The organism is Streptomyces paradoxus (assembly GCF_014202475.1).
In the GTDB taxonomy this organism is placed as follows: Bacteria; Actinomycetota; Actinomycetes; order Streptomycetales; family Streptomycetaceae; genus Streptomyces; species Streptomyces paradoxus.
On record NZ_JACHGV010000013.1, the window covers coordinates 58,974 to 72,218 of the forward strand.

Here is a 13,245-nt window from a genome sequence, read left to right on the forward strand (position 1 = left end):
GCGCGTGCCGGGGGCGTCCTGTCGGCGGACGCCTCCGGCACGCGGCGCGCTCCCCCCTCCTATCCCTGGTCCGCCACGAAGGAGGCCATGCGGGTCAGGGCGGCGTTCCAGTTGATCGTGTGCTCGTTGGTCGACCAGGACTGGATGTCGTCGATGTAGCAGAACTGGCCGACGCAGCCCTGGAGTTTGCTCTGTGCGTAGGGGTCCTGGATGCTCGAGTTCGGCCCGCCCGCGAGAGTGCCCTTCGGCGGGCTGGGCTGGGCGGGATCGAGCTGGCGGGCGTACCAGCGGCTGTGCTGGTTCTGCGCGCTGACCTCGCCGTAGCCGGTGACGTAGGAGATGTTCAGCGCGTTGCGGCCCAGGATGTAGTCCATGCTCTGCAGCGCGCCGTCCCGGTACTTCGAGGCGCCGGTGATGTCGTACGCGGCGGCGAGGACGACCGCGTTGTTGAGCACCTGGTGGCTGGAGCCCCAGTCGTAGGTGTTGCCGTCCGGCGCGTACGGCATGCCGTACGGGTGCGCCCTGAGGGTGGCCAGGTAGCGGTCGGCGCCCTTGACGACGGACTGGCGTACGGCGTCCCGGCCGGGGAGCCTGCTCGGCACCGTGGCGAGGTCGAGCCGGCCCGCGGCCCCGGTGCGGGCCCAGTCGAAGCCGATGGGCTTGAAGAGGTCGGCCGTGTGCACCGGGGACTTCAGGACGTACTCCTCGAACCGCTTCTCCCCGGTCGAGAGGTACAGCTCGGCGGCCGCCCAGTAGAAGTCGTCGGTGACGTCGCTGTCGGCGTAGGCGCCGCCGCCGATGCCGTCGCTCTCGGAGGCGAGGCGGCCGGGGTGGGCCAGCGCCGCCGCCCAGGCCTTGCGTGCGGCAGCCAGTGCCTTGGCTGCGAAGGGCTTGTCGTAGGAGCGGTACATCCGGGCGGCCTGCGCCGCCGTGGCGGCCAGGTTGAGGGTGGCGGCGGTGGAGGGCGGGTGCAGTTCACGCTTCTGCGGATCGTCGTGGGGCATCAGCGGCAGGCCGGTCCACTGCTCGTCGTGCATCTTGTGGTGGGCCATGCCGGCCAGCGGTTTGCCGTCGGGCACCTGCATCTTCAGCAGGAACTCCAGCTCCCAGCGGGCCTCGTCGAGGATGTCCGGGACCTTGTTGCCGCTCTCCGGGATGGCGAGCGTGCCGTCCCCGAGCTTGTCCGCCCGCCCGGTGCGGGCGTGCCGGGCGCGTTCGTAGGTGCTCAGCAGCTCCCAGGTGGAGATGCCGCCGTTGACGACGTACTTGCCGTGATCGCCCGCGTCGTACCAGCCGCCGCTGGCGTCGAGGGTGTAGTCGCACACGCCGGGCTGGCAGGGCACCGAAGTGTCGCCCTTGTTGGGTGCCACGCCCACGTGACCGGCCGGGCGGCCGTAGCCGGGCCGCAGGTCGTCGCGTATCGCGAGGCCGCTGCGCTGCGTGTAGTAGTACTTCGCCGAGTCCAGCCGGAGCCGCTCGTAGGCCTTCGCGTCGATGTCGAAGGGGCGGCTGGTCTCGCCGTCGGCGACGAGTGTGAAGCCCGCGCCCTTGGTGCGGAACGTGCCGAAGTCGATCGAGTGGACGTTCTGCCCGGAGGAGGCGTCGAGGCCGCGCGGCAGGGTCGTTCCCCGGGCGACCACCGTCCCGGCGGAGTTCTTGAGCTGCCAGGGCAGCTTCGCCGTGGCGTCGGTGACCAGGGTGGCGTTCTTCGGGCCGGCCGGCAGGTAGCCGACCTGGTTCACGCGGACCCGGGGCCCGGTGTCGGGCTCGTACGGCTCGGGGGTCACCCCGCCCAGCAGGGAGACGTCGTCCATGCAGAAGCGCCAGGCGTCCGCGCTGCCGCCGAGCTGGAAGCCGACCTGCCCCTGAGCGGTGTCGACGGGCGAGGTGAAAGTGTAGGAGTAGGTGTCGCCGGAGACGCTGAGCTGCGGTGTCACCTCGTGGTAGGTGTCGTACGGCGACACCGACAGGCCCACGATCGCCCGCACCACGTGCCCGGCGGGTGTCCCGGTCGCGCTGAACGAGAAGCGGTACGACTCCCCCTTCACGAGGGTGATGTCGTTCTGCCCGACGGCGGCGTCCCAGCGGTTGGTGGTGCCGCCCGGGACGTCGGCGCAGAGCCGGCCGTCGGACAGGCCCGCGGTGACGTTGCTGGTCGTCCACCAGGGGTCGGTGGTGGTGTCGAAGGTGCCGTTCCTGACCTGCTCGACCTCCTCGGCCCCGGCCGGCGCCGAGGGCAGCGCGGTGAGGGCGGTCGCCAGCAGGGCGGTCAGGGACAGCAGTGCGGTTCTGCGTCGTTTCACGTCTGGGCTCCTCTGGGAGGTGCGGGTGGCGCTCGGCGTGGGAGCGCTCCCAGATGCGGACGCAGGCCATGGTTGTGGCTGATGTGACGCGCCGTCAACGGTCCGGACGGGACTGGCTGTTCACGGCCCGTCCGGACCGGTGCGGCCTAGTGGGTGTCCAGCCGGCTGACGCGCATCGCGCCGCGCGCCTCGCCGGGGTGGCGGCTCGTCAGGGTGAGCCGGATCCGGGAGCCGCGGACGGGCTTGAAGGTGATCGCGGTGGGAGCGTCGGAGGCGGTGGCCCAGCCGATCCCGGTGTCCCGCACGACCTGCCACCCGCGGCCGTCCCAGACCGCCACCTCGATGGCCGCGGGCAGGCTGTGCGCGGCGTCCACCGTGAAGAAGACGTCCACCCGGTCGAAGGCGCGGGTGCGCCCGTGGTCGACCGAGACCCAGTCCTCGACCCGCGCCCCGTCGAAGGCCGGCAGCAAGGGCGTGGCCTGCTTGAAGAAGCCGTTGGACCAGCCGGTGGCCGGATCGCCGTCGAGCATGGCGACGGGCAGGGTGTCCGGGCGGCCGGAGTAACTGGCGTCCGCGTGCGGGTAGTTCAGGGGAGCCGGATGCTCCGGCCGGAAGGCGGGCGGGGCCGTATCGGCCCGGTCCTCGGCCGGGGTGGCGCGTACGGTCACCGTGCCGGTGCGCAGCCCCTCGGCGCGGGCGGTCACCTTCACCGCGCCGGCCTTCGTGCCGGACCGGACGATGGCCAGGGCCTTGCCGTGGAAGGCGGTCCGGGTGCTCGCCTGGTAGCGCTCGGCGCTCTCCTGGCGGCCGTTGTCGAGCCCGGCGAGGGAGCCGCCCGCCACCTGGAAGGAGAGCAGGTGCTCCGCGTCGGGCACCACCACACCGCGCCGGTCGACGACCTCGGCCGTCACGAAGACCAGGGAACGGCCGTCCGCGGCGAGGGACGCGCGGTCCGCGGTGAGGCGTATCGCGTGCGGCGCTCCCGCGGTGCGCAGCACGTCGGTGGCCACCACCTTTCCGCCCTGCCGTGCCACGGCCTTCAGCTCGCCCGGCTCGAAGGGCACCCGCCAGGTGAGGTGGAGCTTGCCGGCGCTGCCGTTCGGGCTGGTGTAGCTGCCGGGGTAGGGGCCGTCGGTGAAGGTCTTGTCGTCGCCGGTCACCTCGGTCGTCTCCAGGTACGTGCGGCCGTCGACGGTCTTCTTGGTGTCGAACCGCCGTACCCCGAGGGACTTTCCGTTGAGGTACAGCTCGACGGTCTCGGCGTTCGCGTACGCCCAGACCTCGACCGTGTCGCCCTTGGCGTGGTTCCAGGTCATGGGCAGCAGGTGGACCATCGGCTCGCTGACCCACTGGCTCCGGAACAGGTGGTACATGTCCTTCGGGAAGCCCGCAGTGTCGACCGCGCCGAAGAAGGACGCCTTGACCGGGAAGACGTCGTAGGGCGTGGGTTCGCCGATGTAGTCGATGCCCGACCAGAGGAACTGCCCGGCGAACCACTTGCGGTCCCGGTCCTTCTTGTGGCCGTACTCGCCGCTCATCGTCCAGGAGGCGAGGTTGTTGTCGTAGGAGGAGGTCGCGCGCCGGCCCGGGGTGTGGTTCTCGCCGGTGTTGAGGCGCTCTGGTTCCTGGTAGGCGCCGCGGGTGGAGGTCTCCGAGGAGGACTCGGACTCGAAGAGGAACAGGTGCGGGTAGGCCGCGTGCAGCTGGTCCACCGACTTGGCGGTGTTGTAGTTGAGGCCCAGGCCGTCCAGCTTGGCCAGCATGAGGTCGGCCGCGGAGCCCTTGGCCGGCAGGCGGCGGTACTTGTCGGAGCCGATGACCAGCGGGCGGGTGTCGTCGGCGGCCCTGATCGCCCCGATGATCCGGTCGGCCATGGCCAGGCCTGCGGTGGAGGTGGAGTCGGGGACCTCGTTGCCGATGGACCAGCTCAGCACCGCGGGTGAGTTGCGGGCCGCCAGCACCATCTCGGTGACGTCCTTCTCGCACCACTCGTCGAAGAAGCGGCCGTAGTCGTACCGGTTCTTGCCGGTGCGCCAGCAGTCGAACGCCTCCACCAGCATGACGATGCCCAGCTCCTCGCAGACCTGGATCACCTCGGGCGCGGGCGGGTTGTGGGAGGTGCGCAGGGCGTTGACGCCCATGGACCGCATGATCTCCAGCTGCCGGCGGACGGCGTCGATGCTGACGGCGGCGCCGAGTGCGCCCAGGTCGTGATGGAGGTCGACGCCCTTGATCTTGTGGTGGATGCCGTTGAGGAAGAAGCCCTCGTCCGGGTCGAAGCGGAAGGTGCGCAGGCCGAAGACCGTGCGGTAGGTGTCGGTGGTTCTGCCGCCGACGCGCAGTTCGGTGTGCAGGGTGTAGCGGTGCGGGGTCGCGAAGTCCCACAGCTCGGGGTGCCGGACGGTGAGTTCCTGGGTCTCGGTCCGCTCACCGGTGACGGCCGCGGCGGAGGAGGTACGGGCGACCGTCCGGCCCCTGCGGTCGACGATCCGGGAGACGACCTCGACGTCCGCGTCCGCCCCCGAGGCGTTGACGACGGAGGTGGCGACCCGTACGACGGCTCGCTCGGCGGAGATGGCGGGCGTGGTGACGCGGGTGCCCCAGCGGGCGACGTGCACCGGCTCGGTGATCACCAGGCGGGCCTCGCGGTAGATGCCGCTGCCCGAGTACCAGCGGCTGCTGGGGAGCCGGTTCCGGACCTGGACGGCGATCACGTTCTCGGTGCTGCCGTCGGTGTGCACCAGGTCGGTGAGGTCGAGGGCGAAGCCGGTGTAGCCGTAGGGGTGGCGGCCGGCCTCCTTGCCGTTGCAGTAGACGGTGGAGTCCATGTAGACGCCGTCGAACTCCACCGAGACGCGCTGGCCGGCGAGGGCGGGCGGGAGGGTGAAGGCCAGGCGGTACCAGCCGAGGCCTCCGGGCAGGAAGCCGGTGCCGCTGGTGGTGCCGTGCTCGGTCGTGGGGGTCTGCTCGATGCTCCAGTCGTGCGGGACGGCGATCTCGCGCCATCCGGAGTCGTCGTGGCCGGGCAGGTGGGCGTCGGCGTAGGCGCCGGTCGGGTCGGTGATGCCGCCCGGGTTCACCAGGGCGAAGCGCCAGCCGTCGCGCAGTGCGACGGTCCGGCGGCCGGACGTGCCGCGCGCCTCCCCCGCGGCCCACGCCTCCGGGGCGCCGAGCAGCGCTCCGGCCGCGGGTGTGGCCGCGGAGGCGAGCAGGACCGATCTGCGCGTGACCGACATGGCGGCTCTCCCTCATGAAAACCCAGAAGCACTCACAACTGATCGCGAACAAACAGATTCTGTCGATGCGTCACACGTGGCCGTCAAGGGTGCGGAAGCGTCCTTCTGCCTCAGGGACCACTTCGGCCGGTTTGCGCCTCGCCTCCGGCCGGCGGGCGGCACGGGGGTTACGGGGCCACGCCGGGCACCAACGGACTACGCTGGAACTCAACCGACTTCCCTGATCACTGTGAGTGTCCGTTTGGAGTCGCGACGATGAGCCCGGACGAGGTGTTCGACGATGGCGTGGCCGCCCGTGCCGTCATCGCCGTCGACGGCACGCTCACCGAGTGGAGCGAGGGCGCCCGCCGGCTGCTGGGCCACACGGCCGCCGAGGTCGTGGGCCGCCCGGCCGCCGCTCTGCTGGCCGACGGCGCGGACCCGCCGTCCGTGCGGGACGACTCCCGCTGGAGCGGCACCCTCACCCTGCGCCACCGCGACGGCCACCCCGTGTCCGTCTGGGTGCTCGCCCATCGCAGACCGCCCGACGGACCGGAGCCGACCGAGTGGCTCGCGGTGTCCCCGCCGGCGGCCACCGGCTCCGGACTGCCGGACGACCCGCTGGTGCGTCTGGCTCTGACGCAGTCGCCCTGCGCCACGATGATCTTCGACGAGCGGCTGCGGCTGCGCGGCGTCAACGAGGCCATGGCGGACCTCCTGGGACTGCCCGCCGGGCGGATGCTGGGCCTGAAGCCCACCGACATCGGCAGCCGGCCGCAGAACTCCGAGCTGGAAGAGAACCTGCGCCGGGTGCTGGGCACCGGCCGGCGGCAGGACATGCAGACGTACATGAAGGCGACCGGCGAGAGCCGGGCAGCGCACGCCTGGCTGGCCAGGATGGCGCCGCTCACCGACGGGACCGGTCAGGTGCGCGGCGTGTGCGTGACCGCCCACGACTTCTCCGACCAGTACCGGTCACGGGAGCGGCTTCAGCTGGTCAACGAGGCGAGCGTGCGCATCGGCACCACCCTCGACGTCACGAATACGGCCCAGGAGCTGGCGGACGTGTGCGTCCCCGCGCTCGCCGACTTCGTCAGCGTCGACCTCCTGGAGGCGCGGGAGCAGGGCGGCGAGGCTCCCGGGCCGACGGCTCCGCCGGTGCACTTGCGCCGGGCCGCCCACCAGTCGGTCAACCGGGGCAGCCCCGAAGCCGTCGTCAAGCCCGGGCAGGTCGACGTCTACCCGGAGAACTCCCCGCAGTCCGCCTCGCTGGTCGCGGGGCACACGATCGTGGCCTCGCGCTCGTCCGGCGACCTGGAGCGGTGGCTCGCCTGGGACCCGGTGCGCTTCCAGCGGGTCCACGAGTACGGCATCCACACCACGATGTCCGTCCCGCTCCAGGCCAGGGGCACGACCCTCGGCGTGGCGGTCTTCACCCGCTTCCGGCGCCCCGAGCCGTTCAACGACGACGACGTGCTGCTGGCCGAGGAGGTCACGGCCCGGGCCGCCGTCTGCATCGACAACGCGAGCCGCTACTCCCGCGAGCGCGAGACCACCCTCACCCTGCAGCGCAGCCTGCTGCCCCGCACGCTGCCGCACACCGCCGCGGTGGAGGCGGCATCCCGCTATCTGCCGGCCACCCGCTCCGGCGTGGGCGGCGACTGGTTCGACGTGATCCCGCTGTCCGGGATGCGGGTCGCCATGGTCGTCGGCGACGTCGTCGGCCACGGCATCCAGGCCTCGGCCACCATGGGCCGGCTGCGCACCGCCGTGCGCACCCTCGCCGACATCGACCTGGCCCCCGACGAACTGCTCACCCACCTCGACGACCTGGTCGTCCGGCTGTCCCAGGAGTCCGGCGGGGACCACGGCACCGGAGAGGTGGGCGCGACCTGCCTCTACGCGGTGTACGACCCGGTGTCACGGCGCTGCAGCCTGGCCCGGGCGGGGCATCCGCTGCCCCTGCTGGTACCGCCGGACGGCCCGGCCCGGCAGCTCGACCTGCCCTCGGGTCCCCCGCTGGGTGTCGGAGGGCTGCCGTTCGAGTCGGCCGAGGTGGAACTGCGCGAGGGCAGCGTCCTGGCGTTCCACACGGACGGGCTGCTGGCGAGCCGCGAGCGGGACGTCGACGCGAGCGGCCGGATGCTCCGCGAGGCCCTGTCGGCGCCTTCCGACTCCCTGGACGAGACCTGCGACCGCGTGCTGCAGAGCCTGCTCCCACCGGGCGGCTCCAGTGACGACGTGGCCCTGCTCCTGGCCCGCACCCGTGGGCTGCCGTCCGCCCAGGTCGCCACCTGGGACATCCCCGCCGACCCGGCGCTGGTGGCCCCCATCCGCAAGCAGGTGGTCGACCAGCTCGAACGCTGGGGACTGGCCGAGGCCACGTTCACCGCCGAGCTGGTCGTGAGCGAACTGGTCACCAACGCCATCCGCTACGGCGCCCCTCCCATCCGGCTGCGGCTGATCCACGACGCGGCCACCCTGATCTGCGAGGTGTCGGACACCAACCACACGGCTCCGCACCTGCGCCGGGCCAAGACCTGGGACGAGGGCGGCCGCGGTCTGCTCCTGGTCGCCCAGCTCACCCAGCGCTGGGGCAGCAGGCACACCGCCGAGGGCAAGACGATCTGGTCGGAGCTGGCCCTGCTCGGCGACGAGATCTGAGCGCGCTGCCGAGCCGGTGACGGCCGCCCCGGCCGGGACGTCGGGGCCGCCGAGGCGTTCTTACCCGGGCCTGGTTTCATGTGCGGGCACGACCAGATCGCGTCCCGGAGGACCCCGCCCTGAACACCCCGCTCGCCGAAGTCCTGTCCGTGACGCTGCTGGCCGCCGTGCTGGTCTGGGCCGTCGCCCGGCCGAAGGGTCTGCCCGAGGCCGTGCTCGCGGTGCCGGCCGCGGGGCTCGCCATCGCCTTCGGCCTGATCTCGCCGGAGCACGCCTGGGAGGAGGTCCAGCGGCTGGGGCCGGTGGTCGGATTCCTCGCGGCCGTGCTGGTACTCGCCCACTTCTGTGACGTCGAAGGGCTGTTCACGGCGTGCGGGGCGTGGATGGCCCGCTGGGCCGCGGGCCGCCCCACCCGGCTGCTCACGGCGGTGTTCGCGCTGGCGTCCGTCGTCACGGCGGTGCTCAGCCTGGACGCCACCGTCGTCCTGCTGACTCCGGTGGTGCTCGCCACCGCCACCCGCATGGGCGTCCGGGCCCGGCCGCACCTGTACGCGTGCGCGCATCTGTCGAACACCGCCTCGCTGCTGCTGCCGGTCTCCAACCTGACCAATCTGCTGGCCTTCACCGCGAGCGGGCTGAGCTTCACCCGCTTCGCGGCGCTGATGGCACTGCCCTGGCTGGTCGCGATCGCCGCCGAGTACCTGGTGTTCCGGCGCTTCTTCGACGACGAACTCGCGGCGCCCCTCCCCTCCCCCGATCCCGCGCCGCGTCCCGAGCCGCTGCCGATGTTCGCCCTCGTCACGGTCGGCTGCACGCTCGCGGGGTTCGTGGTGGCCTCCGCCGTGGGGATCGAACCGGCCTGGGCCGCGACGGCCGGTGCGCTGGTGCTGGCGGTGCGGGCGCTGCTCCGGCGGCGGGCGACGCCGCTGACGGTGGTGCGGTCCGCGTCCCCGGCCTTCCTCGCGTTCGTGCTCGCGCTCGGTGTCGTGGTGCGCGCGGTCGTCGACCATGGGCTCGCCGACGCGCTGCGGCGTGTGCTGCCCGACGGAGCAGGCCTGCTCACGCTGCTGGGCGTGGCCGCGCTGGCCGCCGTCCTGGCCAACCTCATCAACAACCTGCCCGCGGTGCTGGTGCTGCTGCCCCTGACCGCCGGGGCCGGTCCGGGCGCCGTGCTGGCGGTGCTGCTCGGCGTGAACATCGGCCCCAACCTGACCTACGCCGGATCGCTGGCGACCCTGCTGTGGCGGCGGATCGTGCAGCAGCACGGGCACCGGCTGGGGCTCGGGGAGTTCACACGGCTCGGACTGCTCGCCGTGCCGGCCGCGCTGGTGCCGGCCGTGGTGGCCCTGTGGCTGTCCCTGACCGTGGTCGGGACCTGAGCGCACGCCCGGTCAGCGGCGGCCGTCTCCGCCGTAGCCGTAGCCGTAGCCGTATCCGTAGCCGCCGTAGCCAGGGCCGTATCCGTAGCCGGGGTAGCCGTAGCCCGGGTTGCCGTACCGGCCGTCCGCGTCGCAGTAGTAGCCGTAGCGGTCGCAGGGCGAGTCGGTGGCGGCCGGGCTGCTCGGCGCCGGCCGCGGGGCCGGGGAGGTCGCGGACGGCGTCGGTCCGGGCTCGGGCGTCTTCGACGGGGTGGGGGTCGGCGTGGGCGTGGGACGCGGGGCCGGAGCGGCCGCGTTCCAGTTGACGGCCTTCATCCGGAGGTCGGCCTTGGAGGTGTCGATCACCCAGCGCTGGGCCTCGTCGTCCGTCCGGGCCTTGAGGACCAGGGCTCCCGAGCCGTTGGTCGCGGCCGGGGCCAGCGCGAGGTCCTGGTCCGAGCGGGGCACCAGGGCGCCCTGCAGGGTGAAGTCGTAGCGGATGTGCTTCGGGTCCGGCCGGGACGGGCCCGCGCACGGGGCCAGCCGCACCGAGTAGCCCAGCCGCGAGTCCAGGCACAGGTCGGGGGCGGCACCGTTGCGCAGCAGTCCGTCGGTCTCGTAGGTCCACTGCTGGGCGGCGTCCGCGGAGCAGGCCGTGAGTTCCGCTTCGCCGCCCTCGACGGCCTTCTCGCCGTCGATGCCCACGCACAGGCCCGAGGCGACGTTGTGCAGCCGCCCGCGCAGGGTGCCCTTTCCGGCGTCGTCCGCCCCGGCCGAGGACGGGTCGGTGGTCGCCCCGCCGGCGTCGGGGTCGGGTGCTTCCCCGGCCGGCCGGTCGGCACCGGCCGGTGCGCCGTCACCGGAGTTGCCGGTGGACCACAGGACCAGCGGCAGGACGACGAGGCCGCTGACCGTCAGGATGCCCACGGTGAGGTTGCGCCGCCGGGCGGCACGGCGGGCCGTTCTGTCGGCGGATCTTCGCGCTGCGGTGCGGGGGCCTTCGGGGCGGGGGCCCGGAGGTGCGGTGACGGGCGGCGGTACGGACAGGCCCTCGTAGGCCGTGCCCGGAGGGTGGGCTCTGTCCGGGGGTGCGCCCGCTCCGTCCGCCGCGGGAGGGGGCGGCGCGGCCGCCGGGCCGCCCGGAGCGGTGAACGACTCCCCGACGGTGCCGGTGAGGGCGACCGGGTCCGGGAAGGTCCCGCGCTCCCCGCCGGCCGGCCCGGCAAGAGGCTCACGCACCGGCCGAACCGGATCCGGAAAGACGTCACGCTCCTCACGGACCGGCTCGTGGGAAGGCTCACGGGCCGCCCGGACCGGGTCCGGAATGATCTCGTACGCCATGCCGGCCGGGTCCGGGAAGACCTCGCGCGCCAGGGCGACCGGGTCCGGGAACAGTTCACGTGCCGCGGCGGCCGGGGTCGCGGCGGTGGCCGCACCGGCCGCTCCCCCGGGTCGCCCGCGCTCGGTGGGACGCCCGCCCCCGGTGCTCTCCCCCGCCTCGTTCGCCCGGCTCTCCGCGTACGCCCTCCCGCCCCAGCCCAGCACCGCCTCCGCGAGGGCGGCGCCGAGGCCGTGGTTGAACTGGTCGAGCTGGTCGGCGGCGGCGCTGCAGTGCCCGCAGCCCTCGATATGCGCGCGTAGATCCGGGTCGAGGGTGAGTCCTCCTCGCCGGTAGGTCACGTCGAGCAGGCGCAGGTAGCGCCGGCACTCCTCGTCGGGGGCGAGTTCGCGGTGCAGCTGGAGGCATTCCTCGCGCAGCCGGTCCCGGGCCCGGCCCAGTTCGACGCGCGCGCCCTCCTCGTCCAGGCCGAGCAACCCGGCCGGGGAGGTGAGGGGTTCGGCCTCGACCTCGACGTGCCACAGCAGGCAGCGGGCGGACTGGGGCAGCCGCTGGAAGGCCCCGGACAGCAGGCGCCGCCGCTGCGAGGGCAGCAGCCGGGAGGCGGGCCGCTCGCCCTCGCCGGTGCCGGTGAGCAGCTCCGGGTGGAGCATGTCGAGTCTGTGGTCACCGGCCCACTCGGCCGCGATGCGCCGAACGGTGACGAGCAGGTGGGACCGCCATGCGGAGGTCGGGCCGTTCTGGCGGAGGGTTTCGCCGAAGAGCCGGGTGAAGGCCGCGGTGGTGAGCATGCCCGCCGAGCGGGGGCCGTCGGTGCACAGCCGGGCGTAGCCGAAGGCCGCCTCCCAGTGCCGGTCCAGCAGTTCGCCGACGGGGTGGAGCGCGGGTGTCGCCCCGGTCCACTTCCTGAGCTCCGCGCTCAGTTGCTCGTCCGTCGCGCCGAACCCGCGGGCCGGGGCCGGGGAATTCGACGGGCCTGCGTCTTTCAATGCTGCATTCCTCTCAAGGACATGCGGGATAAAGTCCATACCAAGGGGTATGCCGGCACGTCGGCCTCGCGCATACGAAAGAAAGGCGTGATGTGGGCACGCCGACAGGGCACACCTTTGCACAGGTCAGCGACAGGGAACAAGGGATCTTCCGGTTTCGTGCATTGCGTGCGCCGCCAGGGCCTTTTGACAAGATGTCAATCAGCACAGTGAAAGGCATTTCCGTGGTGTCTGCCCCCTTTGGAGACGCGCATTTTACCGAGGCCCGAGGCCCCTCGGAAACCATTGAGCCACCGCCCGCACAGCAGCTCACACCGCCGGCCGCCTCCTGAGCGGGTGTCTCTCACAAGCTGTCCGGGAACCAATAGCGGTCCTCAGGCGGGCGGTTCACCGCGCCTCATGCGGTAGGCGCCGGGCGGGGACCCGTAGCGCTCACGGAAGGCGCGGTTGAAGTGGAACGGGCTGGCGAAGCCCGAGGCGGCGGCGACGCGTTCCACCGGCAGGTCGGTGCTCTCCAGCAGCCGGGCGGCGTGGCGCAGCCGCGCCTCGCGCAGGGCACGCATGGGCGACTGCCCGACCTGCCGGCTGAACAGATGGGCGAAGCGGGACGGTGACAGCGCGACGCCCCCGGCGAGCGAACGGACGGTGTGCGGGGCGCCCGGGTCGGCGTCGATCAGCTCCTGGGCGCGGCGGATCCGTGCGTCGAGACCGGGCCGGGGCTCCGCGGGCCGGGCACCGGCGGTGGTGAGGAGGACGATCTCCTCCAGTGCGCACAGGGCCAGTTCGCGGGCCGCGCTGCCGTGCGCCACGGCGACCTGCCCGTCATGAGGTGACGCGCCGGGCGGCGCCTCGGTGCCGGTCCAGCGGGCGTCGGCGTGCATCCGCCGGAACGCCGTCTCGACACGTCCGTGCACCCCGGCCGGGGCGGAGGTGACGACGTACATCCCGTCCCCGGCGGCGTACGGCCGCAGCCACGCGGTCCAGGACGGGCGGGCCTGGCAGTGCGCCCACCAGAACCGCCAGTGCCGGGCGCCGGACTCGACGGCGTAGCCGTGCGGGACGCCCGGGGCGAGCACGACCAGCCGGCCCGCGCCGGCGGAGGTCCGCGCGCCGCCCTGCCACAGCCGTCCCCGGCCTCCGGTGGTCCAGGTGAACAGCCAGCTCGCCGAGCCGTGCGGCCGGCTGACGGCGTAGCCGGGGCTCTGGTCGAAGTGGCCGAGCACCACCAGCCCGGGCGGCGGGGCGGGATCGCCGGTGTCCCCGGAGTCGCCGGTCCTCCCGTGCCCAGCAGCGGCGGGCAATTCGTCAGCACGCACGGGCATCCTCCTGGACGGCTACGAGGCCTAGCGTTTTGAACCGAGGACACCTGACCGAGGA

At 73.0% G+C, this 13,245-nt stretch carries 6 protein-coding genes; 2 read left to right on the top strand and 4 right to left on the bottom strand.

The genetic code is table 11. The annotated features are described in order from the left end of the window. Positions 1 to 59: 59 nt before the first annotated feature. Both HNR57_RS32520 and HNR57_RS32525 read right to left on the bottom strand, forming a co-directional pair. Complete coding sequence (locus tag HNR57_RS32520; RefSeq protein WP_184565773.1) at positions 60 to 2,303, bottom strand: glycoside hydrolase family 9 protein; 2,244 nt, start codon at positions 2,301 to 2,303, stop codon at positions 60 to 62. 146 nt (positions 2,304 to 2,449) lie between these two features. Continuing rightward, on the bottom strand, positions 2,450 to 5,539 hold the full coding sequence (locus HNR57_RS32525; RefSeq protein ID WP_184565775.1) for a glycoside hydrolase family 2 TIM barrel-domain containing protein: 3,090 nt from the start codon (positions 5,537 to 5,539) through the stop codon (positions 2,450 to 2,452). 255 nt (positions 5,540 to 5,794) lie between these two features. Between HNR57_RS32525 and HNR57_RS32530 the strand changes: the two genes are divergently transcribed. Both HNR57_RS32530 and HNR57_RS32535 read left to right on the top strand, forming a co-directional pair. Further along, the gene (locus HNR57_RS32530; protein WP_184565777.1) at positions 5,795 to 8,182 is read left to right on the top strand and encodes a SpoIIE family protein phosphatase; all 2,388 of its coding nucleotides are present in this window, start codon (positions 5,795 to 5,797) and stop codon (positions 8,180 to 8,182) included. Between the two features lie 119 nt (positions 8,183 to 8,301). Then, positions 8,302 to 9,561 carry an arsenic transporter gene (locus HNR57_RS32535; RefSeq protein ID WP_184566003.1) on the top strand — a complete coding sequence of 420 codons (1,260 nt, stop codon included), beginning with the start codon at positions 8,302 to 8,304 and terminating at the stop codon, positions 9,559 to 9,561. A 12-nt stretch (positions 9,562 to 9,573) separates the two neighbouring features. Here HNR57_RS32535 and HNR57_RS32540 read toward each other — a convergent pair whose 3' ends face one another. Continuing rightward, complete coding sequence (locus tag HNR57_RS32540) at positions 9,574 to 11,868, bottom strand: ricin-type beta-trefoil lectin domain protein (protein WP_246555162.1); 2,295 nt, start codon at positions 11,866 to 11,868, stop codon at positions 9,574 to 9,576. A gap of 374 nt (positions 11,869 to 12,242) precedes the next feature. Continuing rightward, positions 12,243 to 13,190, bottom strand: coding sequence for a helix-turn-helix domain-containing protein (locus tag HNR57_RS32545; protein WP_184565781.1), 948 nt, complete (start codon positions 13,188 to 13,190; stop codon positions 12,243 to 12,245). Between the last annotated feature and the right edge of the window lie 55 nt (positions 13,191 to 13,245).

Bases quoted from the DNA above. Each gene is read 5' to 3' on its own strand.
- HNR57_RS32525 (WP_184565775.1), bottom strand. From the start codon at position 5,539: ATGTCGGTCACGCGCAGATCGGTCCTGCTCGCCTCCGCGGCCACACCC.
- HNR57_RS32530 (WP_184565777.1), top strand. From the start codon at position 5,795: ATGAGCCCGGACGAGGTGTTCGACGATGGCGTGGCCGCCCGTGCCGTC.
- HNR57_RS32545 (WP_184565781.1), bottom strand. From the start codon at position 13,190: ATGCCCGTGCGTGCTGACGAATTGCCCGCCGCTGCTGGGCACGGGAGG.